The organism is Phyllobacterium sophorae, assembly GCF_003010965.1.
GTDB lineage: Bacteria > Pseudomonadota > Alphaproteobacteria > Rhizobiales > Rhizobiaceae > Phyllobacterium > Phyllobacterium sophorae.
Map to the genome: position 1 here is coordinate 31574 of NZ_PGGM01000011.1, position 22001 is coordinate 53574.

At 56.3% G+C, this 22001-nt stretch carries 21 protein-coding genes and 1 pseudogene; 16 read left to right on the plus strand and 6 right to left on the minus strand.

The genetic code is table 11. The annotated features are described in order from the left end of the window. Positions 1-107: 107 nt before the first annotated feature. Both CU103_RS20780 and CU103_RS20785 read right to left on the minus strand, forming a co-directional pair. On the minus strand, positions 108-857 hold the full coding sequence (locus CU103_RS20780; RefSeq protein ID WP_106666127.1) for an ABC transporter ATP-binding protein: 750 nt from the start codon (positions 855-857) through the stop codon (positions 108-110). 35 nt (positions 858-892) lie between these two features. Then, complete coding sequence (locus tag CU103_RS20785; protein WP_245448920.1) at positions 893-1786, minus strand: ABC transporter permease; 894 nt, start codon at positions 1784-1786, stop codon at positions 893-895. A gap of 351 nt (positions 1787-2137) precedes the next feature. Between CU103_RS20785 and rfbA the strand changes: the two genes are divergently transcribed. From rfbA to CU103_RS20840, 11 genes are all read left to right on the plus strand, one after another. Beyond that, on the plus strand, positions 2138-3022 hold the full coding sequence (gene rfbA, locus CU103_RS20790) for a glucose-1-phosphate thymidylyltransferase RfbA (RefSeq protein WP_106665951.1): 885 nt from the start codon (positions 2138-2140) through the stop codon (positions 3020-3022). Further along, positions 3015-3572: a dTDP-4-dehydrorhamnose 3,5-epimerase gene (rfbC, locus tag CU103_RS20795; RefSeq protein ID WP_106665952.1), complete on the plus strand. Its 558-nt coding sequence runs from the start codon at positions 3015-3017 to the stop codon at positions 3570-3572. Before rfbA ends, rfbC begins: the two co-directional genes overlap by 8 nt. Positions 3573-3587: 15 nt before the next feature. Further along, positions 3588-4658 carry a dTDP-glucose 4,6-dehydratase gene (gene rfbB, locus CU103_RS20800; RefSeq protein ID WP_106665953.1) on the plus strand — a complete coding sequence of 357 codons (1071 nt, stop codon included), beginning with the start codon at positions 3588-3590 and terminating at the stop codon, positions 4656-4658. Then, positions 4655-5548, plus strand: a complete 894-nt coding sequence (gene rfbD / locus CU103_RS20805; RefSeq protein WP_106665954.1) for a dTDP-4-dehydrorhamnose reductase — start codon at positions 4655-4657, stop codon at positions 5546-5548. The genes rfbB and rfbD overlap by 4 nt, the downstream gene beginning before the upstream one ends. Before the next feature lie 214 nt (positions 5549-5762). Next, on the plus strand, positions 5763-6653 hold the full coding sequence (locus tag CU103_RS20810) for a LysR family transcriptional regulator (RefSeq protein WP_106665955.1): 891 nt from the start codon (positions 5763-5765) through the stop codon (positions 6651-6653). Positions 6654-6763: 110 nt separating this feature from the next. After that, a complete protein-coding gene (locus CU103_RS20815; RefSeq protein WP_106666128.1) occupies positions 6764-7567 on the plus strand; it encodes a carbon-nitrogen hydrolase family protein in 804 nt (267 codons plus the stop codon). A gap of 11 nt (positions 7568-7578) precedes the next feature. After that, positions 7579-8250, plus strand: coding sequence for an RraA family protein (locus CU103_RS20820; RefSeq protein ID WP_106665956.1), 672 nt, complete (start codon positions 7579-7581; stop codon positions 8248-8250). A 38-nt stretch (positions 8251-8288) separates the two neighbouring features. Then, on the plus strand, positions 8289-9326 hold the full coding sequence (locus CU103_RS20825; protein WP_245448921.1) for an ABC transporter substrate-binding protein: 1038 nt from the start codon (positions 8289-8291) through the stop codon (positions 9324-9326). Positions 9327-9356: 30 nt separating this feature from the next. Further along, positions 9357-10469: an ABC transporter ATP-binding protein gene (locus tag CU103_RS20830; RefSeq protein ID WP_106665957.1), complete on the plus strand. Its 1113-nt coding sequence runs from the start codon at positions 9357-9359 to the stop codon at positions 10467-10469. After that, complete coding sequence (locus CU103_RS20835) at positions 10466-11347, plus strand: ABC transporter permease (protein WP_106665958.1); 882 nt, start codon at positions 10466-10468, stop codon at positions 11345-11347. Before CU103_RS20830 ends, CU103_RS20835 begins: the two co-directional genes overlap by 4 nt. Before the next feature lie 5 nt (positions 11348-11352). Beyond that, positions 11353-12147, plus strand: coding sequence for an ABC transporter permease (locus CU103_RS20840; protein WP_106665959.1), 795 nt, complete (start codon positions 11353-11355; stop codon positions 12145-12147). A gap of 97 nt (positions 12148-12244) precedes the next feature. Here the strand turns inward: CU103_RS20840 and CU103_RS20845 are convergent. Next, positions 12245-12961: pseudogene (locus CU103_RS20845) on the minus strand (IS5 family transposase); the annotation flags it as partial. A 220-nt stretch (positions 12962-13181) separates the two neighbouring features. Then, positions 13182-14051 carry a LysR family transcriptional regulator gene (locus CU103_RS20850; RefSeq protein WP_106665960.1) on the minus strand — a complete coding sequence of 290 codons (870 nt, stop codon included), beginning with the start codon at positions 14049-14051 and terminating at the stop codon, positions 13182-13184. Between the two features lie 96 nt (positions 14052-14147). On the opposite strand from CU103_RS20850, the gene CU103_RS20855 reads away from it, so the two are divergent. The 3 genes from CU103_RS20855 (at position 14148) to CU103_RS20865 (ending at position 17280) form a co-directional block, all read left to right on the plus strand. Then, on the plus strand, positions 14148-15209 hold the full coding sequence (locus CU103_RS20855; RefSeq protein ID WP_106665961.1) for an alkene reductase: 1062 nt from the start codon (positions 14148-14150) through the stop codon (positions 15207-15209). A gap of 103 nt (positions 15210-15312) precedes the next feature. Continuing rightward, positions 15313-16191, plus strand: a complete 879-nt coding sequence (locus CU103_RS20860; protein ID WP_245448922.1) for an SDR family oxidoreductase — start codon at positions 15313-15315, stop codon at positions 16189-16191. Positions 16192-16302: 111 nt separating this feature from the next. After that, the gene (locus tag CU103_RS20865; protein ID WP_106665963.1) at positions 16303-17280 is read left to right on the plus strand and encodes an NADP-dependent oxidoreductase; all 978 of its coding nucleotides are present in this window, start codon (positions 16303-16305) and stop codon (positions 17278-17280) included. A 103-nt stretch (positions 17281-17383) separates the two neighbouring features. Here the strand turns inward: CU103_RS20865 and CU103_RS20870 are convergent, their stop codons facing one another. Further along, the gene (locus CU103_RS20870; protein ID WP_245448923.1) at positions 17384-18535 is read right to left on the minus strand and encodes an LCP family protein; all 1152 of its coding nucleotides are present in this window, start codon (positions 18533-18535) and stop codon (positions 17384-17386) included. A 437-nt stretch (positions 18536-18972) separates the two neighbouring features. Here CU103_RS20870 and CU103_RS20875 point away from each other — a divergent pair, with 437 nt between their 5' ends. Beyond that, entirely contained in the window at positions 18973-19863 is an 891-nt protein-coding gene (locus CU103_RS20875; protein ID WP_106666131.1) for an alpha/beta hydrolase, read from the plus strand. A 26-nt stretch (positions 19864-19889) separates the two neighbouring features. Beyond that, positions 19890-20642: a 4'-phosphopantetheinyl transferase family protein gene (locus CU103_RS20880; protein WP_106665964.1), complete on the plus strand. Its 753-nt coding sequence runs from the start codon at positions 19890-19892 to the stop codon at positions 20640-20642. A 3-nt stretch (positions 20643-20645) separates the two neighbouring features. Here CU103_RS20880 and CU103_RS20885 read toward each other — a convergent pair whose 3' ends face one another. After that, on the minus strand, positions 20646-21992 hold the full coding sequence (locus CU103_RS20885) for a lysine N(6)-hydroxylase/L-ornithine N(5)-oxygenase family protein (protein ID WP_425350626.1): 1347 nt from the start codon (positions 21990-21992) through the stop codon (positions 20646-20648). Positions 21993-22001: the final 9 nt, after the last annotated feature.

A 22001-nucleotide genomic window follows, 5' to 3' on the forward strand; every position in this document is an offset into this window, starting at 1 on the left:
CAGGCAGCAATCCTATGACTTTGGGCCGTTGGTCGCGCGAATGTGGCTGTCAACGGCTGCTCTCTCAAATTCCTATCTTCCTTCGATATCATCTGGCACCCCTCTGCTCACTGATGGTGACCAAAATAGGCATTGGCTACAGTCTCTGCATCGGCATCCATCCGGATTTTCCCGTGCTCAAGCCAAACGATCCGGGTGCAGTTCTTGAGCAGCAGCTCTCTGGAATGGCTCGCAATGATGAGGATTTTCGTCTTGTTGACGAGATCATGCAGACGCTCGTTCGCTTTGTGATGAAAGCCTTCATCTCCCGTTGCCAGCCACTCGTCCATGATGAGAATCTCAGGCTGGATCACAGTCGATATTGAGAATGCCAATCGCAGTTGCATACCTGTGGAATAGGTTCGCACCGGCATATCCAGAAAGCTTCCCAGCTCAGAAAAGTCCTCGATCTCCGCCTGCCGCTCTGCGAGTTCACGTTTTTTGAAGCCCAAGAGTGCGCCACGGATGCCTATATTCTCTCGCCCAGTGGCTTCGGGATCGATACCCAGGGAAATGTTGATCAGCGACGTGCATTTTCCATCGATGGAAATGTTACCCCCCGAGGGATAATAGACGCCACTCATGACCCGCAGGAGTGTTGTCTTGCCGGAACCATTGTGACCAATCAAGCCCAGCCGCTCCCCCTCCTTGAGACTCAAGTTGATGTTCTCAAGACCACGAATGATGACGTGACCCTCGGAATTGGCACCGATCGTGCCGCCTGTGGCCAGGCTGATGACCTGATTTTTAAGCGATCTGCTTTTTGCATTGTAGATCGGGAAATCTACGGTGACATTCTCGAGAAGCATTGACGTCATGTTTGCCTGCGCAAAAGTGCCTTGGGAAGGAATATTCATAGCCAATAGGTGATCCGTGAGCGGTACCGGTTTAAAAACAGCAGTGCGACGCTCCAGCCGACAATTGCCATGCCAATGACAACACACCAGTTAAGTGCTGTCCCGGTGCTACCGAGCAGAGGATCGCGGATCACACTGATCAGATGATAGAAGGGATTAAGATAAAGCATTAGGCTGGACTTTGTCCCACCAGGCAAACGATGGGGCTCCCACATGATCGGCGTAACATACATGCCAACTTGCATGATGTTTTGCACAATCTGCGTCAGATCGCGATAGCGCGTGCACAGCACAGCCAGAATGACCATCACCCAGAGAAAATTGATCGATACGAGAAAGAACCCCGGGATAACAAGCAATGCATTGAAGTTAACAAATTTGCCGAACATCAACAGAACAATCGGGAAAATAATTATATTGTGGCCTAGGATGATGGTATTTCTCCACCACGTCCTCAAAATGTAAGTGAAAAATGGGATCGGCAATTGCAGCATTGTGTCACTGTTGGACATAAAGCTTGTGCAGCCGTCATTGACGAGGTTTGAAAAGTATCCCCACATGATCAGGCCAACGCAAATGAACGGCAGAAACTCGGACATCGGCGAATTGAAGATCGTTCCGAAGACGAGTCCCAACGCGGCAATGAGCACGCCCATGTTGATGGTTAGCCAGAATGCACCGACGCTAGAACGCCGGTATCGCTGCGCCACATCTTGCCATCCGAGGAGTGCGGCCAGCCGGAAGTTGACGACTGAAGCGAAAATGTCCTCCCAGGCAGTGATCTTTTGCGAAGTCGCTCTGGACATGTAGATGCAGTCTCTCTTATTGGCCGTTTTCTGGATCGCGGTTAACACATTAGAATTGGACTTAATAGTGACTGGCTGTCGCATTTCATGTACCAGCGTGGGAAACCCCGACATTGGTCGTCACAGGAACTTGGGAACAAAGACTGACCCCCGCCGAGCCTGTCATCTGAACCAACGCCGGAGCGTCGAAGTCCATGATGTTGACCGGAACGTCCCGCATTTTCTGCGCCTACTATAGAATATCGCGTACGAAATCTCTGCGGCAGAATCCCGCCACCGCATTGCCGTCTTCAGCGTGTTCGAGAATGAAGCCGCTCAACGCTTCTGCTAGGTACGGGCGCTTCGCTTTAGCACATTCCCGGTTGGGTGGTTGTTCAAAGCATGCGGATAGGCTAACGGTTGCACGATATTCCATAGATTAGGATTTTCGTTGATATGAAGGGTATTATTCTTGCTGGTGGTAGCGGAACGCGGCTCTACCCCCTAACGATTGCAGTATCGAAACAGATATTGCCGATCTACGATAAGCCAATGATCTTCTATCCGCTCAGTGTCCTGATGCTGGCCGGTATCAGGGACATTTTGATTATTTCGACGCCGCGCGACTTGCCGGTGTTCCGGGACCTGTTTGGTGATGGCAGTGATTTTGGCCTCAATCTGTCCTTTGCGGAACAGCCGCAACCCAACGGACTGGCAGAAGCCTTCATTATCGGACGCGAGTTTATTGGCAACGACCATGTAGCCATGGTGCTCGGTGACAATATCTATTATGGCGATGGCTTGTCACGCCTGTGTAAAGAAGCCGCTGAGCGTAAGAATGGCGCATCGGTTTTTGCCTACCATGTCGAGGACCCCGAGCGCTATGGCGTTGTTGAGTTCGATCGGGCTACCAAGCGTGCGATTTCGATTGAGGAAAAACCGCAGAAACCTAAATCTAACTGGGCGGTCACCGGTCTGTACTTTTACGACAATGACGTGGTTGATATAGCCTCCAGGATCAAGCCGTCCGATCGGGGTGAACTCGAGATAACAGCGGTTAACAATATTTATCTTGAACGCGGGGATCTTCACGTCCAGAGGCTTGGCCGGGGCTATGCCTGGCTCGACACAGGCACGCATGACAGCCTGCACGAGGCATCGTCTTTCGTGCGAACCATTGAGCACCGGCAAGGTGTCATGATCGCCTGTCCCGAGGAAATCGCTTACCAAAACCATTGGATAACGGACGAACAGGTCCTGGATCGTGCTTCGCGGCTCGGAAAGACCGCATATGCCGCCTACCTGCGGCGCCGCATTGTGGAGCTGGCGATAGATGCTTGAAATACGCAAACTTGGCCTTCATGGGGTGTTGGAGATCGTACCCCAGCGATTTGGGGATGATCGGGGTTTCTTTTCCGAAACCTATAACGCTTCGAGCTTTTCCCAAGCGGGGCTGGACCTCGTTTTTGTTCAGGACAACCACTCCTTATCCGCGGCAAAGGGCGTCGTACGCGGCCTGCATTATCAGCTGGCGCCCAAGGCGCAGGACAAGCTTGTGCGCGTTATCCGCGGATCGATTATCGATGTTGCTGTCGATATTCGCAAAGGATCGCCGACATTCGGGAAATGGGTTTCATTGGAGCTGTCTGCTCAAAAGTGGAATCAGATTCTTGTGCCCAAGGGTTTTGCGCACGGGTTCATGACGCTTGAGGAAAATACAGAGGTTATCTACAAGGTAACCGACTACTATTCGCCTGAACACGACCGTGCCATTCGGTTTGATGATCCACAGATAGGGATCGAGTGGCCTTTGCCCTCTGACGAGATTCAGCTTTCGGACAAGGATCGGGCGGCGCCGAGTCTGGCTGATGCAGAAACATTCACTAATTAAAGACGGAGTTTGTTGATGAGAATTCTTGTCACCGGCGGCGCTGGTTTCATTGGTTCGGCTGTTTGCCGCTTGCTTGCAGCAAATCCGCAAAATCACGTGATCAACGTTGATAAACTGACCTATGCCGGCAATCTAACATCACTCCGGCAGATTGAGAATTATCCCAATTATCGCTTTGTTGAGGGTGATATCTGCGATGATATTGCGGTTCTCGGCCTTCTGCGAAGCGAGAAGATAGAAGCGATCATGCATCTTGCGGCAGAAAGCCATGTCGACCGCTCGATCGATGGGCCCGCCGCTTTCATCGAAACCAATATTGTCGGGACGTTTCGTTTGTTAAACGCTGCGCTCACATATTGGCGAGAGCTACCGTCGGACGCAAAAAATGCATTTCGCTTCCACCATATTTCTACCGACGAGGTTTTCGGTGATCTGCCGTTTGACAGCGGCATTTTTACCGAAGAGACACCTTACGCGCCCTCCTCGCCCTATTCTGCGTCCAAGGCGGCATCCGACCATCTTGTCCGCGCGTGGCATGAGACCTATGGGCTTCCGGTCGTGCTGTCGAACTGCTCCAATAATTACGGTCCCTTCCATTTCCCGGAAAAATTGATCCCATTGGTCATCCTGAACGCTTTGGATGGCAAGCCGCTTCCAGTATATGGCGCGGGAGCAAATGTACGCGATTGGCTCTATGTCGAGGATCATGCACGGGCGCTCGAAGTCGTCGTGACCAAAGGGGCTGTTGGTCAGAACTACAATATCGGTGGCCACAACGAAAAGACCAATCTCAATGTCGTCGAGACGATCTGCGATATTCTGGATCAGAAGCGCCCGCGCAAAGGTGGCCGTCGCTATCGTGATCTGATCACCTTCGTATCTGATCGCCCGGGCCACGACCGCCGGTATGCCATCGATGCGTCCAAGATCGAGCGGGATCTTGGGTGGAAACCGCTAGAAACGTTTGAGACCGGCCTTGCCAAGACCATTGACTGGTATCTTGCCAATGAATGGTGGTGGGAACCGATCCGCAGCGGTCGCTATGCGGGCGAACGTCTGGGCGCAGACGTTAAAGGAAACGCATGAAGATCGTCGTTACAGGCAAGGAGGGCCAGGTTGTTCGCAGCTTGATAGAAAGGGCTGCACATAATCCCCAGATCGATGTAATCGCACTGGGACGACCAGAGCTGGATTTGTCCGACACGTCCACAATTGCGCGTGCCATCTTGGCAGCCGCGCCGGATATCGTTGTTTCTGCGGCGGCCTATACGGCAGTTGATCAGGCCGAGGACGAGCCGGAGCTGGCCCATGCAATCAATGTGGTCGGTGCGGGCGCTGTCGCCAGGGCAGCTTCAGAACTCGGGATTCCGGTTATCCATCTTTCCACAGACTACGTTTTCGCTGGTGACGGGGTAAAGCCCTACGTGGAGACAGATGAAACCCGTCCGCAAGGGATATACGGCCAGACGAAACTTGACGGTGAGTTTGCTGTGATAAAGGCCAATCCACGGCACATTATTTTGCGTACAGCGTGGGTCTATAGCCCTTTTGGCAAGAATTTTGTCAAGACGATGCTACGGCTGGCCGAAAGCCGGGACTCCGTTTCCGTGGTGGACGACCAGTGGGGAAATCCGACCTCGGCCGTCGATATCGCAGATGCAATCATTGAAGTTGCCAAGCATCTCGGTGCCAATGGTTCATTTGCAGGTTATGGGATCTACCACGTTGTAGGAACGGGCAGCATAAACTGGAGTGGGTTTGCTCGCGCGATTTTTGCGTCAAGCCGGCAATATGGCGGACCGTTCGCCGATGTCGTCGACATCGCCAGCGCCGACTACCCGACCAAGGCCAGGCGCCCACTCAATTCGCGCCTCTCAACAGATGCGTTCTTCAATGCATTTGGTTGGCGCGCCCCCGATTGGCGCATTTCCACGGATACAACAGTCGCGCGACTGCTGTCGAAGGCCAAGGGATAATCCCGGCAGCGTCCAGCGATGCGGATGGTTTGATTTCGATAACTTCTTCGAAGTAATGTGTTTCGCCCGGAAAGGCGGACCCTCGCCCAAGCGCGCCCGACCGTCATGGAACAACAAATGGAGTCCACCGCGCGATTGGACAAATCATTCATATCAAGAACATTGGCAACACAAGGCTTTTGCATGATGATAAACCCCATAAGGGGCAACAAAAATGAATCTCCGTTTCATTGAAACGTTTCTTTGGATCGTTCGCCTGGGCAGTTTTAGCGCTGCTGCAGAGAAGCTCAACACGACGCAGGCGTCGATCTCCAATCGCATCGCCACGCTGGAACGTGAACTGGGCGTACAACTGTTCGACCGGGATATGCGCAGCGTAACACTGACACCGGTCGGTCAGCAGGCTGTCTCCAAGGCCGAGGAAATCGTCAGGGCAGTAAGCGAATTCCGTGAGGCCATTGCAGACCCCACCAGCCTGAAAGGTTCGGTCAGTATTGGAACAATCGATTCCATTGTGCATTCGTTTTTGCCGCGTCTCGTCGAGCGTGTGCAGGAGCGTTATCCGGGGATCGCCATTGATCTTAACGTGGATACCAGCCTCAACATGGCGCGGGAAATCATCGAGCGGAAGATCGATCTTGCCTTGATCATGGGACCGGCACTTGATCATGGATTGGTGAATATCGATCTTGGCACTTATCGTTGCGTATGGGTGGCAAGTCCAAAATATGGTTTGGCTGGCAAGCGATTGACGCTGGCTGACCTGGCAAGCTATCCGCTGTTGGCCTTTTCAAAAGGAAGCGTTCCCCACCATGGGCTGTTGCAGCAGTTTCGTGAAGCTGGGCTCGAAGCGCCGACGATCTCCAACTCCAATTCACTTGCCACGATCATGCGCCTTGCCAAGGATGGGCTTGGTGTGGCGCCCTTGCCGCGCGTTATCCTCGGAGAATATGTCGATGCGGGTTCTCTGGAGATTCTCGATGTGACGCCCGCTTTCCATCCGCTGACATTTCATGCTGTCTATGCAGATCATCCGGACAGTCTTCTCCCGTCGATCATTGCCCAGATGGCAGCGGAAGTGTCACTCTGTATGGCCGACGCCTGAGCCCCTTCAACGGCCCATAAGAAAATTCTATGGGACTCCTCAAGTATTTCGAGTTTGTCTGGGGCCGATATTTTACGCACGATCTATCCATTGAACATGGAGGAATGAGCGTGAAAGTCAGTCTGGTCCAAATGAATTCGCAGGATAGCAAGGCGGCCAATCTTGAAACGGCCGCACGCCTGATCAACGAAGCGGTTGAGAACGAGTCGCCCGATCTCATCGTATTGCCCGAATATTACGCCTTCCTCGGTGAGGGCCGCGACAATATCTATGCCAATGGCGAAACCTTTCCCGACGGTCACGGCTACCGGCTGATGTCGGGCCTTGCCGCACAACACAATGTCACCATCCATGCAGGCAGCGTTGTCGAGCAGGAGGGCAACAAATACTACAACACCACCATCGTTTTCGGTCCGGACGGCGCGGAACTGGCAAAATACCGCAAGATCCACCTGTTCGATGTGGATACGCCAGGCGGCACGATCTACCGGGAATCCGATACGATCAGTCGCGGCGAGGATGTCGTGACCTATCAGGTCGGCGAGACGAAAGTCGGCTGCGCTATCTGCTATGACGTGCGCTTCCCCGAGCTCTTCCGCAAACTGCGCGATGAAGGCGCTGAAGTCATCGTCCTTCCTGCCGCTTTTACTTTGATGACCGGCAAGGATCATTGGGAAGTGCTGGCCCGTGCGCGTGCAATTGAAACGCAGACCTATTTCCTCGCGGTTGGTCAGACGATGTCCCACGCGGAAGGGCGCAAATGGTGCTGGGGACACTCCATGGTCATCGATCCATGGGGCCATATCGTTGCACAATGTTCCGATGGTGTCGGCACTACCAGCTCCAAGCTTGACCTTGGTTACGTCACAAAAGTGCGCGGTGATGTCCCCGTCGCCCGCCACCACGTTCTTTGAGAGGCCGGATCATGTTCGAAGTCAATGAAATGCCGCGCCAGATTGATGCGGAGCTGATCAGGCTCATGGAACGGGTGGAGACTGCCACGATCGGACACTTCCTGCATTCAGGTTTTGTCGATCGCGAAATTCGCGCCGTCCTTGCCGAAAAGCGTGTTGCCGGAACCGCTGTCACAGTTCGCATTCCGCATGCGGACTCGACCATATTGCATTATCTCACCAAGATTGTCCGTCCGGGGGATTTCGTTGCCATCGAACGGTGCGGCGATGATCGCCACGCCTGCTGGGGCGGTGTGGTCACCCATGCCATGAAGCTCGCCGGCATTGTCGGCGCGGTCATCGATGGGCCTGCGACGGATTTCTCCGAAATCCGCAAGGTGGAAATGCCGATGTGGTGCCGCGGTCCTTCGCCGATCACGACGAAAATTCTTGGATTGGAAGGCGCGATTAACGTCCCGGTTACGGTCGGCGGTCAAGTTATCAACCCGGGTGACGCAATCATTGCGGACGAAAGTGGCGTTGTCGTCCTCGCACCGTCCCATGCACGAGCCGCTGCCGAGAAAGCTCTCGGCATGCAGGAAAACGAAATCGTCTTGCTTGAACGCTTGCGCAACGGCGAATTCCTTCCCGACATTTCGGGAGCAACAAAAATTGTGGAGGGTCAAAAGCGCCAGGTCGCTTGATCGAAACCAATCAACTCATAAAAACAGGGAACGAGATGATGTTTGCAAGACTTTCCATTGCTGTTTCAGCGCTCACAATCGCTGCGGTCTCCGGCGCCTCGGCGGAGACCGTCACACTGACTGCCTATAGCGGGATCTTTCAGGACCACTACACGAAGGCCGTGATCGAGCCTTTCATGAAGAAATATCCCGACATTACCGTGCAGTTCTACGGCATGCCGAATTCGGCACAGATGCTCGGCACTTTGCGTGCGCAAAAGAGCAGCCCGCAGATCGATGTTGCCATTCTTGATGTCAGTGTGGCCAAGGCAGGCACGGATGAAGGCCTGTTCGATAAGGTCGATGAAAGTGTTTCGCCAAACGTCAAGGACCTTTATCCCAACGCGCGTCCCGAGGGTGTGGCCGGGGTCGGCGTTACCTTCGACAATCTGGTGGTAATCTACAATACCGATCAGGTGAAGAACGCGCCGAAGTCCTGGAATGCGCTTTGGGACAAGCAGTATGAGGGTAAACTGATCATCCCCGCCGTGCCAGATATTCAGGGGACGACATTTACCATCATTTCCAACAAGCTTGCCGGCGGTACTGATTACAAGTCCGACGTTTCGGCAGGGATTGCCAAGATCGGCGAGCTCGCCCCCGGTGTGCAGACCTGGGAGCCGAAGCCCGACGTCTATGCGCCCATCGCCAATGGGCAGGCGGCAATGGCGATTGGCTGGAATGCCCGCGCGCAGATCTATTCCGGAACGTCAGGCGGAAAGCTCGGCGTAGCGTTGCCCGAAGAGGGACGCGGATTTCAGATCAACACGATCAACCTGGTAAAAAATGCTCCTGCGGGCGATGCCGCGAAAAAGTTCATCGACTACGCGCTCAGCCCCGAAGCGCAGGCGGCATTTACCAGCGAGATGTTCTATGCGCCGACAAATTCAAAGACGGTCGTTGCAGAGGACGCTTTGAAACGCACGGCCGCAGACGATATGGACAAGATGATTGATATCGACTGGCTGGCCGTGGCGAAAATCCGCGACAGCATCACCGATCAATGGCGCCGCCGTATCATCCCGCTCAGCCGCTAAACTTCGAACAGCGAAAATTTGGAGGCTATGATGATGCATCAGACCATCAAACGCGATGGCGTTGAAACCGTCGGCGACCCGTATCTCTGCCTGGAAGGGGTCAATAAGAAATATGGTCTTGTCGAGGTCATTTCCAACCTGAACCTGGAGGTGCGGAAGGGCGAACTCATTGCCCTGCTCGGCCCGTCCGGATGCGGCAAGACAACGACATTGCGGATGATCGCCGGTCTGATCGCACCCACGGCCGGCAGGATCGCTGTCGGTGGCCGCGATGTGACCCATATCGCGCCTCATGGGCGGGATATGGGTCTGGTCTTTCAAAGTTACGCCCTGTTTCCGCATATGACAGTAGCGAAGAACGTGGCGTTCGGTCTCGAGATGCGCGACCTGTCGCGTGCCGAGATTGCGCAGAAAGTTGCAAAGGCGCTCGCCATGGTCCAGCTCGAGCATCTTGCCGGGCGAAAGCCGCGGGAACTCTCTGGCGGCCAGCAGCAACGCGTCGCCCTGGCCCGTGCGCTGGTTATCGAGCCCTCGATACTCCTGCTTGATGAGCCGCTTTCAAATCTCGACGCAAAACTGCGCGACGAGATGCGGGCGCAGATCCGCGACATCCAGCAGCAGCTAGGGATCACAACGGTCTTCGTCACCCATGATCAGGTGGAAGCCCTGAGTATGTGCGATCGCATCGTCGTCATGAAGGGCGGGCTCATCGAACAGGTCGGAACGCCGCACGAAATCTACGAGCGACCCGCGACACCCTTCGTAGCGTCTTTTGTGGGACGCACGAACCGCGTCAAGGGCAAGTGCATGGTGGATGGCGGCATACAAATAGGGTCTTCGATCATCCGTGCGGCGAGTGTGGAAACGCCAGGCGATGTCACAGTGATGGTGCGCCCCCACCGGATCTTAATCGATTGGGATGCTACCTCAACTGGTCAGGGCGAAACAGCAAACCGGATTGCCGCATCGCTTTCACGCATCACTTTCGTTGGCGATGTCATCCAGTTTCATTTCGATGTCGATGGTTGCGAGTTCATCGTCGAAGAGTCGACGAAAAAGGCGCAGGCCACCCATCGTCCTGGTGAAAAGGCCATGCTGTCCTGGAACGTCGGAGACACGCTGGTATTCGGAGCGGATCAATGACGACCGCAACGTTCGATCTGCCTGTCGGGTCACAGAAATCGACCAGCGCTGCCGGCATTGCCATTGCCCTGTTGTTGCCGATCGCCCTGGTCAACGCCATCGGCTTTATTCTTCCCGTGCTCAATCTGGCAAGAATGTCGTTCAATGAAGCCCTGCCGGGCGGCGGAATCGCAGACGCGTTCACCGTCGCCAACTGGACCGGCTTGCTTCAGGATGGTTTCTACATCGAGCTCATCACCAATTCGATTGTGGTCAGCCTGGGAATTACCCTGGCAACCCTGCTGGTGAGCTATCCCATTGCCCTGTACCTTCATCGTGCATCCGGTGCCTGGCGGACATTCCTGACGGTCTTGGTTATTTCGCCGCTTTTGACTTCTGCCGTGGTGCGGACCTATGGCTGGATCGCGCTTCTTGCCGATCAAGGCCCGGTTGCCAATGCGATTGCCGCGATGGGATTTCAGCCGCCGCGGATGATGTTCAACACCACCGGCGTTGTCATCGGACTGACCGAGATTCTCATGCCCTATATGATCCTGTCGCTGATGGCCGGTTTTGGCCGCCTCGACCCCAAGGTGGAGGAGGCGGCTCGAACGCTTGGCGCCACGCCCTTCAGGACGTTCCGGCGCGTCATTCTACCCCTGACCGTCCCGGGTATCGCGCTTGGCTGCCTGCTTTGCTTCGTCCTTGCCATCTCCTCTTTCATTACGCCAAAGCTCATGGGCGGCGGACGGGTGTTCCTGCTGGCGACGGAAATCTACGATCAGGCAATCGTAACGCTGAATTGGCCACTGGCCGCCACGCTGTCGATGCTCGTCCTGATCATCTTCGGAGCCGCATTGGCTGTTTATTCGCGCATCCTGCGCATGATCGAAGGGTAAAGGTCATGGAAGAAACCCCTACCTCCTGGTTCATGCGGGTAACCGTGACCGTCCTGTTCCTGTTTCTTCTGGCTCCGGTCCTGCTCGTATTCCCGATATCCTTCAGCGGCGACCAGGTTCTGGCCTTTCCGCCAAGCTCATGGTCACTGCGCTGGTATGATTCCCTCCTTGAGAACAAGGTCATGATGTCGGCGTTCCTGACCAGTCTTGGCCTTGCAACCGTCGTCACGATCCTGTCGCTGATCATCGCGATCCCCGCATCCTATGCGATCGTCAGGCTGAAGGTCACGGGATCGGAATTCCTGTTCAACCTGTTCACGGCGCCATTGCTGTTGCCGACGATCGTTCTTGGCCTCGCCATCCTCATCATTTTCGCTTCGATCGGTTTCCTGGCAACATTTACAGGACTTGTTATTGGCCATCTCGTAATCACGCTTCCCTATGCATTGCGGGTACTGTCCGTTTCGCTCGGCAATCTCAATCTTGCCTGCGAAGAGGCGGCTTCATCGCTCGGCGCCAAGCCATTGGTGATCTTCCGGAGGGTCACCCTGCCAATGATGGCGCCAGGCATCGTTGCGGCGACGGCACTCTGTTTCCTCGTTTCCTTTGACGAAGTGGTGATCACGCTGTTCCTGACAGGTCCGAGAATGACCACGCTGCCCGTTGAACTATTCCATCATGTCGAGAGCCAGGCTGATCCGCTGGTAGCAAGTGTTTCGGTTCTCCTGATCTTGATGACGCTCGGTGTGGTCATGATTGTTGACCGCACGATGGGTCTGACAAAAGCATTTGTGAAATAAAAGCGCTTGCTGCCTTGAAGGGGTTGGACACATGCTCAGTTGGACTGCTGCAGTCCCGACCTTTTTCGGTTGAAGGAACTAGGCGGCTGTAGATTCATAAGCGCCAAGCCAAAGCCGCATTGAGGCGAGCTGAACCATAGCGAGGAAGTTGGCGGCAAGCTTGTCGTATCGTGTGGCGACGCGACGGAAGTGCTTCAGTTTGGAGAAGAAGCGTTCGACCTGGTTGCGCTCGCGGTAGAGGCGTTTGCTGAAGCGAGGCTTCCGGCATCGGTTACTCTTCGGTGGAATGTTGGGTGTGGCACCGTGCTGCGTGATCGGTTTATGGATGCGGTCGGCGTCGTAGGCTTTGTCAGCCAGCACGCGGTCCAAGATGGTCTAGCAACCGGTCGGCGATCTGCCTGTCATGTGTCTGGCCAGCGGTTAGACAGAGCAGGATCGGGAGTCCTTGCGCGTCAACGACGACGTGAGCACGCCGCGCGATCGACCGAGGCAATGATCTGCCCCCCTTTTTTACCGTCGCAGCCTGCTGGTGGGCGCGAACGGAGGTGCTGTCGATCATCTGAATCTCACCGTCGTGCGCAGCCGAGACAGCCGGCCCCCACACGCCGGCCGTCCGCCAGCGCACGAAGCGGTTGTAAGGTGGTTCGCGGGCCATAGCGCTCGGGAAGGTCGCGCCGGGCGCACCAGATCGCAGCACCCAGAAGATGCCGTTCAGCACGCGTCGATCATCGACACGGGGCACACCTCTTGGCTTGTTGGGTAGCAGCGGCTCGATCAGGCGCCATTCAAAGTCTGTCAGGTCATATCGGCTCATGGTGGCCCTGAATCAGAATCCTATGCGATGTGAAAGCAGTCAGTCAACAAATGACCCCCTTCTTTGCCATTAGAGGTACTCGGGACACGTTTTTGAAGGCTGCCGGTCAATTCATCGCGCTGAAACGACTATCTTGGCTGTTAGGAAGGCAATCTGCGGCAATCGAGCTAATGGCATTACGGCTCACCCCTGCGGCTGCTATCCATGACAGCGATCGAGGTCACATAAGTTTCGTAGACAGGAATTCTATGAAGCGCTGGGTCTTGGCCGGAATAAGTCGCGTTTCGGTGACGGCATAGATGCTGACCGCCGATCCCTGCCAGTCGGATAGGATGCGTCGGAGGCGGCCTGAGGCCAAGTCTTCGGCGACGATCTTCTCGGGAAGCAGGCCGATGCCCTGGTGGTTGACTGCGAGCGCGCTGATCATCCCGACGCTGTTGAGCGTGAAGCGGCCATTAATGCCGACGTCGACGGTCTCGGTGCCCCGGTGCAGGGTCCAGCTCACGCTTCGCGGCATGCAGATGCATTCATGCCTCGCCAGGTCCGCCGGTGTGGCGGGCTCGCCTGACGCTTCGATATAACCAGGGGACGCATAGAGGTAGCGCGAATGCCTCCCGATCTGGCGGGCAATCAGACCGGAATCTTCCAGTTTGCCGATGCGGATCGCCACATCGAACGGCTCCGTCACCAGATCGACGCGGCGCGGGGTCAGGTCGAACTCGAACGTGATACCGGGATAGTGCCGCGCGAAATCGGCGATGATCGGCGTGAGGTAAAGAGTGGCGAGATCGACCGGCAGCGAAACGCGGAGGACACCGCTCGGCTGCTCCAGCATCGCGCCGAGCTGTTCGTGCGCGAGCCGCGCCTCGTCAACGATACGCTTGCTTCGCGCATAGTACAGCTGGCCAGCCTCGGTGAGTTCGATCTTGCGCGTCGTGCGATGCAAGAGCCTCAAACCGATCGCCTTTTCTAACTCACTGATCCGGCGTGACAGCGTGGAGTTGGGAATGCCCGCAGCCTCCGCCGCCTTACGGAAACTTTTGGCTCTCGCTACCTCGACGAAGAGCGCCATGTCATTCAGATTGCTCATCCGATTGTCCCATTAATGGAATACTGATTTCAAATACACCTAATTTATCCTGAAATCGGAATAGTGGATAGTGGTTCAATCGAATGGAGAACCAAAATGAACCCACTATTCACACCGGTGCATGTCGGCCGCTACACGCTTTCCAGCCGTCTCGTCATGGCGCCGATGACCCGCAGCCGTGCCGCATTCGACGGCACGCCCGGCGAACTGGCCACCGAATATTATGAACGGCGCGCCAGCCTTGGCCTGATCGTCACCGAAGGGACCCAGCCCTCCGATGATGGGCAGGGCTACCTGATGACGCCGGGCATTTACGCGCCCGCCCATATCGGCGGCTGGCGGAAGATCACATCAGCTGTCCACGATAAAGGCGGCAGAATCTTCATCCAGCTTATGCATGCCGGGCGCATGTCCCACCCCGACAACACGCCGCATCATCGCCAGGGCGTAGCACCGTCCGCGATTGCGCCCGGGGCGGGCATGTTCACAACGACGGGGATGAAGGACATCCCCACGCCGCGCGCGTTGACGACTGATGAGGTGCGGCAGACCGTCAGCGATTTCCGCAATGCGGCGCGCTCAGCGATCGAGGCGGATGCTGACGGCATCGAGATTCACGGCGCAAACGCATATCTCGTCCAGCAGTTTTTCGCACCGAGCGCCAACACGCGCACGGACGAATATGGCGGCTCCATCGAGAACCGCGCCCGCTTTGCCATCGAGGTAGCTTCAGCGATTGCTGAGGAAATCGGTGCGGATCGCACCGCGATCCGCCTGTCCCCCGGCACGAAGATATGGGGCATCGATGAAGGAGCAGAAGCGCCGGATCTCTATCGCTACCTCGTTGCCGAACTCGACAAGCTCGGGCTTGCGTATTTGCACATCATGCACGAGGGCAATGAGACGCTGCTCGCTGACATCCGCCAGCTCTGGCACCAATCATTGATCCTCAACCGTCCAGGTCGTCCGCGTGACCAGATCGGCACCGACGTGACGTCAGGGCTGGCCGATCTGGAAGCCTATGGTCAGATGGTACTGGCAAATCCTGACTTCGTCGCGCGATTGAAGACCAGTGCTGCGATGAACGAGGCAGACCCCAAAACCTACTATGGTGGCGGAGCAGAGGGCTACACCGACTACCCTGTCCTGAACCTGTGAGAGGAGATTAGATATGGCTCAATCACAGCAACCACCGACCTCAGCAATTAACATAGTTTCTGGAGAGGCCGCAAAATCAGACAGTCCGTCTAGAAAGAAAGTCTTGGTCGTCGGCGCGACAGGCTTCCTCGGAGCGAAGATCCTGCGCAACCTGGCGCTCGACGAGAGCGCGGCCGTCGTCGCCATGTCGCGTAAAGCTGCCTCCCCAGCCGGAGTCGCTGGCGTCGAATGGGTACGCGGCGACATGATGGACCCTGCGTCGCTCGATCGTGCCTTGCAAGGCGTCGACGTCGTCGTCAGCTCGGCAAACAGCTACATGAAGGGAAGCCCCGACACCGACTTCCAAGGCAACAAGAACCTCATCGAGGCTGCGGCTAGGGCCAAAGTGAGCAGATTTGTCTTTCTCAGCATCGTGAGCTGTGAAGCGGCCTTCGCAGTGCCTCACTTCCATGCCAAGAAGGTAGCTGAGGATTTGATCAAGAAGTCCGGTGTACCCTATGTCTTTGTCCGCGCACCCTCATTTCTCGACCAGAGCACGGACTATATCGCAAAGGGCGCGAAAGCTGGAAAATTCCAGGGCATCGGCGACAAGACCACCAGGTGGTCCTATGTGCTGACGGATGACCTTGCCTTCTATCTTGCGAAGGCGGCGACGTATCCAGGCACTGAAATCACCAATCAAACGATCGATGTCGGCTGGCGTGACGGTCCGAAGAATCAGCAGGAGATCGCGGACATCGTCTCCGACGTCATCAAGCGACGCCTGAAGATCCAGATCATTCCGTGGTGGATCGTCAGGTTGCTCGTACGGCCCGTCAGGGTGTTTTCCGAGCTGGGGTACGATCTGATGCAGATGTTCCTGTTTTTCAGGAAGGGGCTCTATGTTTCGAACATCTCGAAACAAGAGCAATTCTTCGGACCCGCCCCGACATCCCGAGACGCGATCACGCAATGGGCGAAACGTCAGCAGCTCATTTCGTAAAGCATTGGGCCCGCGTTTCAATAGTAGCGAGATGGAGCGCTCGTTCTTCAGAACGCTGGCGTTAGATACCTTGTTCGCCCCACGCGAACGTCTCGTCAGAAGGAGAGGGATATGAACGATTCTGCAACCCCTGAGGGGGACAATACCTCCAAACCGCTGGCGCAGGGCCGGGCTTTGCGTCTGCACGCCTATGGCGGCACTGACAGCTTGAAAGTCGATATGGTTCATGCCCTTGAGCCGGGGCCGGATCAAGTCTTGGTCCAGGTCAAAGCCGCCGGCATCAACGGAATCGATTGGAAAGTTCGTGAAGGCTATCTGCGCGAAAGGTTCAATTTGGTGTTGCCCGCCACTCTTGGCATCGAAATGTCGGGTGTCGTGCTCAGGGTCGGCTCGAACGTCAAGGACGTGAGCGTGGGAGAAAGGGTCATGGCCGCGCTCGGTGGTCTCGGCGCCTATGCCGACCATTTGGTGATAAACGCCGAAAAGCTCATCAAGACACCTGCAGGCCTGTCGGACATTCACGCGGCAGCAGTGCCGGTGGCGGCGATGACGGCATGGCAAGTCCTTCAGGTCGCCGAATTCGACCTTCGGGGAAGACAGGTGCTCATCCACGGCGCGGCTGGTGGCGTAGGCAGCTTCGCTGTTCAATTCGCCAAGGCGGCAGGCGCGACCGCTTATGCCACAGCCTCGACAAAGAGCGTGGCCCATGTCCATGCCCTCGGTGCTGACGAGGTGATCGATTATCAAAAGCAGAAGTTTAAGTTTGTTGCGAGCAACATCGACCTCGTTGTCGATCTCGTCGGCGGTCCGGTCGTGGACAAGTCGTGGGCCATCCTGTCGCACAATGGTATCTTGGTGAGCATCGCTGCAACCGACGTGGTCGCTCGGGCACCGGAAGGCCGCCGGGGCGTTTGGTTCTCGGTCAAGCCTGACACGGCCCAGTTGGCCACCATCGCCCAACAAGTCGCCGATGGCTCCCTACGATCAGTGATCGCTGAAGTCGTTGCCTTCGAGGATCTGGCCAAGGCCATCGAGCGCAACCGTACCGGTCACGCGCCCGGAAAGACCGTTGCAGACTTCACCCGCTGATTTTTTGCCACACGGTATTTCCTGCGCCAAGACAGGCATCCTGGCCGCCGTGTTACCGTTCCTACATCTCGGCCTCCCGGGTTTATGGGTTCACAGCCCAGAATCACCGCCCGATCCAACCGGGTGCGCAGGGTCCAGATGAGTGAGGCGTTGTCGGCGGCTCGGAACGGTGGGGCACGGTTATCGAGGCCGCCATACCGGCGGCGCGGGCGCTCAACGTGGTGTCAGTCTTGGATCTGGGCGTGGTGTCGTTGACCGTTGAGCCGGGAAAAGGCTGGTCGGCGGCGATCAAGCGGAACAGTTTCTTTGCTGGACCTTGGCGCCATTCGACCCGGCCGGAATAGGCGGCGGAGTAGCGCCAGGGTGTGGTGACGAAGTGGATCTGGCCAGCCGACAGGCCACGGGCGGTGAGCGCCAGCTCTCTCATCACGCCGGGGGTTAGGCCGGAGTCAACGGTGACGGACTTGGTGGCGGCGTCCAGGAAGCGGAAGAGCCGGAAAGGGTTGGAGAGGGTCTCGGCGCTGATCGCCTTCTTCGCCATGGCTGCGATGAAGATCTGCTGGCGTTGGATGCGCCCGATGTCGGAGCCGTCGCCGAGACTGTAGCGTGCCCGAACGTATCCCAGCGCCTCTTCGCCCTGCAGCGTCTGCCACCCTGCGGGCAGATCAAGCTGGACGTACTTGTCGCGGATTGCCACGGGGATGCAAAGGTCCACCCCGCCGATTGCGTCGACCATTTCCGTGAAGCCGGTGAAGTCAACCTTGACAAAGTGGTCAATGTGGATGCCGGTGAGCGTTTCAATCGTCTTCCAGGTGCAGCCAATGCCGCCGAAGCTGAAAGACGCGTTGATCATGCCACGATGCCTTCGCTGGCCCGGCAGCCCTTCTTGCGAACGACAGGCGGGAAGCTGCACCAGCGAGTCGCGCGGAAAGCTGATGACCGCTGTATCGTTTCGCTTGGCGGAGAGGTGCACGAGCATGATCGTGTCCGTACGCCCCCCTGCACTGCCGTCTCGCTGATCCGACCCCACCACCAGGATGTTCAGCGCGGCGGTTGGTGCCTTGGATGGGCGAGCGTTGCCCAAATCCTCGCGGGTGACCTCGATGTGCCTGACATTTCCGGTCAATTTCGCGTAGACCCCGTACGCGGTGGCGGCCTCGGCCAGGAATATGATGGTGAGCGACCAGAACAGCCAACGGCGCCCCCGGAATCTGCTCTCGGTTGCCCGCAGCTTGTTGAACCATCCACTGCTCACGTGACGCTCCTGGTAGAGCCAAGATATGGCAGGATCTTGCCCAATCGCAATCAAACTACCAAAATAGGATTCTAATCATACGCATATAGAACGCAAGGGACAACGCTCCCAGTGGCGCACATCAGGGACGCTACTGCGCACGAGCAAAGCAGCGCCAGTCACCTGCTATTGCCCGCGGGGCAGCGACCAGCGGCACAGGACGGACATCTTAAGTGGCGATATCTTTGTCGTGGATGCGGGCCGCCGAAGTGGACGGGTTTGGTATTTCGCATGTTGCGGCAGTGTTGAAACTGCGCCCGGATCCAATGCGAGTTTGGACCATCGATGCGGGAGTGGCGCCGCCACAGAAAGTAATTCGCGCGCAAGTGCTTTAAATATTGACCATGTCGCTCATGTTTAATACCCGTTAACAGGATGCTCTCTACCAGATGGTTTTCATGACAGGATTTGCGAACTCGTCCCCAGCCTTGATTGGCAACACAACGTTCCACGATGTCACATCGGACAGGGATGGACAGGTCTACCGGGTTTTCATCTACCGCCCCGATGATGAGGCGCCGGAACAGGGATGGCCGGTGCTGTACATGACCGATGGTAATGCTGTCATTGGCACGGCCGTTGATGTTATGCGGGCGCAAGCTAACTACCCAAGCGGCACGAATATAGCCCCGGGCGTCATCGTAACCATAGGCTATCCCTTGAATGCTGCGTATGACCCTTTGCGCCGGTCCTGGGATTTGGGCCCGCCGCCCGGGAAAACCTATCCGCCCTTTTTTGAAAATAGCCCAGTTGTGAAGACCGGGGGAGCCGAAGAGTTTCTTTCGTTCCTGGAAGAACAGGTCAAACCCATGGTTGAGGCCGTGCTTCCGATTGACCCGGACCGCCAATCGCTGTTTGGACACTCCTTTGGCGGTCTTTTTGCACTCTACAGCCTGTTCACCCGGCCGTCTGCTTTCACGACCTGGATCGCGGCCAGCCCGTCAATCTATTGGGAAAATCGCACAATCGATCAGTATTATTTGCAGTTTGCCGCTGCGCCCAAGACAAGAGAAAACGCAAAGCTATTCCTCTCCTGCGGGGAATATGAGACCGATAAGCTCGCACCGTTTCAAATTGGTGCGGCCGACGAGGCAGAGCGGCTCGCGCAAAAGAAAGTCACATTAAATGATGCATATGCCATCGAGCTGATGGAACGGCTAAACAACCTGCCGGGCCGGCCGATCCATGCGCAATTTGAAATCCATCCGGGTGAAAACCACATGTCGCTGCTACCGGTTGCCGTCAATCGCGCGATTCAAAATGCCTTTGCAATCCGCAAATCTGTGTAAGTGCACAAGGCGAACGGGAGGTTTTTATGCTGCCATGCGAACCTCTAGCAGGCCTTCCCGACATTCCTGCTGCAAAATTCGATCCTCAAGTCTTGTATGTCGATATCTGGTGGTGGCCCTATAGTGCGAAGGTCGACTGGGAGAAAGTGCACTCGAAACTGACGCTCAACGAGCAAAGGCGAGCCACGGCCTTCCATTTCGACAAGGATGCAACTGCCTTCATGGCGGGCCGCTATCTGCAGCGTTTCGTCCTGTCGAAATATACATCCGTCCCACGGATGGATTTGGACATTGTCGCGGGCGTACACGGCAAACCACATCTCGCCAATGCAGGGATGGCCTTCAATTTGACCAACACCGAAGGGTTGGCTGCTATCGCAATTAGTTCCACCGCCAAGACGCTGGGTATTGATGCTGAGCCGATCGGGACAGCAATTGAGACGCAAGCGGCATTGTTGTTCTGCGCGCCGGCCGAATTGGAGATTATATCGGCGCTTCAGGGGAGCGAACGCCAGTTGCTGCTTCTAAGCTATTGGACCTTGAAGGAAAGCCATCTAAAAGCGATGGGCACCGGCCTAATAGGAGCACCAGACCAGCTGAACGTTCAGCTGGACCGGATGACCAATTCCATCCGTATCGATAACGCTTTGCCGAGCGATGACAGCCATTGGCATCACCGGCTGCTTCACGCGCCGTGCGGCCACCTCATCGCTCTATCAGTGCAGTCGGACCAGACAGAGTTGGTTGTGCGGCAGCAAAAACTGCCTGATCCGGTATGAGCCTTAGTAATCGACCGCCATGGACTGGCTCATAGCGTCGTGGCCGGTTGACAGCCAGTTGACCTGGGAGTCGTGCGGCTCCAGGTCAAAGTGATCCCCTCCCAGCAGCGCGTTGATGATGTGAGCACTGCGCCACGCCATGAGACTCAGCTGCGAGTCCGCAATTCCGTGGCTATGCCGCCCGGCGTTTTGAGCGAAAATACGGTTTTGCTTCGGGCCGCTCCAGCTGAGGCAATAGTCGTTGTTCAAGACCGCCCGGTTGTTGCGGTCGAACTGAATGCGCTCCTGCAGGCCGGCAAAAGCGTCGGGGAGCCTGAACTGATAGCCCGTTGCCAGTACAATTGCATCGGCATGGGCAACCTCTACCCCGCCATCGAAACGATTGCGCACGATCAGACGGTAGCCGTCCTTGTCCGCTTCCACCTGAATGACGTCGCGGTTGGGCGAAAGCTTCGCCTCGATGTTGCGATTTTCCAGATAGCGCAGGCTGTAGAGTCGGCGGTAGATGGCGTTGATCGTGGAGATGGATAGGCCATCGCTCGTCAGGATCGACGCTTTCAGCGCTTCCAACTTCTGATCGTTGTTGAGGTTGAGATAGGCGTAGACATACTCCGGTGAGAAGACCTGGTTGGAAAAGGCCGTGTCATTGATCGGTTCGAAATTGTGCCGGCGGCTGAACCAATTGAGTTCCTTCAGCGTCGATTTGGAATTGAGCAGCGCCTCGACCACCTCGCCGCCGCTTTGACCCCCGCCAATGACCGCAATGCGCGAGGCCTTGAGCCCCGGCAAGCGGTGTTTGGCTTGCGAGTTATGAAAGCATTTTTCACCAAGGAAAGGCGTTGCCCATGACGGGACGAACGGTGTCGTTCCAGTGCCGAGCACAAGGTTTCTGGCGGACACCGTCCCGCTATCCAGCCGCAGGAGAAACTGGTCCTTATCGAACGTGACCTCACGGACGGGCCGTTCAAAGGTCAAATTTTTGAGCTGGCCGGCAACCCATGCAAGGTACTGGGCAAATTCGCGTCGGGGAACAGCCTCGTAATGGGCATTGAGGAAGGCATAGAGGCGTTTGTGGGCGACGAGATAGGAAATAAAGGACCATGGGCTCGTCGGCATGACCGGGGTGACGAGATCTTTCAAATATGACGATTGCAGTTCAACATCCGGCAGCATCATGCCCGGGTGCCAATCGAAACTCGCCCGGCTTTCGTAGAAATGCGCCCTGACATTTCCAACGCCGTCGAGGAGCGACGCCAGACTCAGATTGGATGGCCCGATACCGATACCGGCGAGATCGAGAGCCTCGCTTGCAGGACTGGTTCGATCATTGTTTGCAACCATGGCAGTCATCAGAATTCC

Bases quoted from the DNA above. Each gene is read 5' to 3' on its own strand.
- rfbB (WP_106665953.1), top strand. From the start codon at position 3,588: ATGAGAATTCTTGTCACCGGCGGCGCTGGTTTCATTGGTTCGGCTGTT.
- CU103_RS20880 (WP_106665964.1), top strand. From the start codon at position 19,890: ATGCTGCCATGCGAACCTCTAGCAGGCCTTCCCGACATTCCTGCTGCA.
- rfbC (WP_106665952.1), top strand. From the start codon at position 3,015: ATGCTTGAAATACGCAAACTTGGCCTTCATGGGGTGTTGGAGATCGTA.
- CU103_RS20785 (WP_245448920.1), bottom strand. From the start codon at position 1,786: ATGCGACAGCCAGTCACTATTAAGTCCAATTCTAATGTGTTAACCGCG.
- rfbD (WP_106665954.1), top strand. From the start codon at position 4,655: ATGAAGATCGTCGTTACAGGCAAGGAGGGCCAGGTTGTTCGCAGCTTG.
- CU103_RS20850 (WP_106665960.1), bottom strand. From the start codon at position 14,051: ATGAGCAATCTGAATGACATGGCGCTCTTCGTCGAGGTAGCGAGAGCC.
- CU103_RS20855 (WP_106665961.1), top strand. From the start codon at position 14,148: ATGAACCCACTATTCACACCGGTGCATGTCGGCCGCTACACGCTTTCC.
- CU103_RS20840 (WP_106665959.1), top strand. From the start codon at position 11,353: ATGGAAGAAACCCCTACCTCCTGGTTCATGCGGGTAACCGTGACCGTC.
- CU103_RS20820 (WP_106665956.1), top strand. From the start codon at position 7,579: ATGTTCGAAGTCAATGAAATGCCGCGCCAGATTGATGCGGAGCTGATC.
- CU103_RS20810 (WP_106665955.1), top strand. From the start codon at position 5,763: ATGAATCTCCGTTTCATTGAAACGTTTCTTTGGATCGTTCGCCTGGGC.
- CU103_RS20830 (WP_106665957.1), top strand. From the start codon at position 9,357: ATGATGCATCAGACCATCAAACGCGATGGCGTTGAAACCGTCGGCGAC.
- CU103_RS20835 (WP_106665958.1), top strand. From the start codon at position 10,466: ATGACGACCGCAACGTTCGATCTGCCTGTCGGGTCACAGAAATCGACC.
- CU103_RS20780 (WP_106666127.1), bottom strand. From the start codon at position 857: ATGACGTCAATGCTTCTCGAGAATGTCACCGTAGATTTCCCGATCTAC.
- CU103_RS20825 (WP_245448921.1), top strand. From the start codon at position 8,289: ATGTTTGCAAGACTTTCCATTGCTGTTTCAGCGCTCACAATCGCTGCG.
- rfbA (WP_106665951.1), top strand. From the start codon at position 2,138: ATGAAGGGTATTATTCTTGCTGGTGGTAGCGGAACGCGGCTCTACCCC.
- CU103_RS20885 (WP_425350626.1), bottom strand. From the start codon at position 21,992: ATGACTGCCATGGTTGCAAACAATGATCGAACCAGTCCTGCAAGCGAG.
- CU103_RS20865 (WP_106665963.1), top strand. From the start codon at position 16,303: ATGAACGATTCTGCAACCCCTGAGGGGGACAATACCTCCAAACCGCTG.
- CU103_RS20875 (WP_106666131.1), top strand. From the start codon at position 18,973: ATGACAGGATTTGCGAACTCGTCCCCAGCCTTGATTGGCAACACAACG.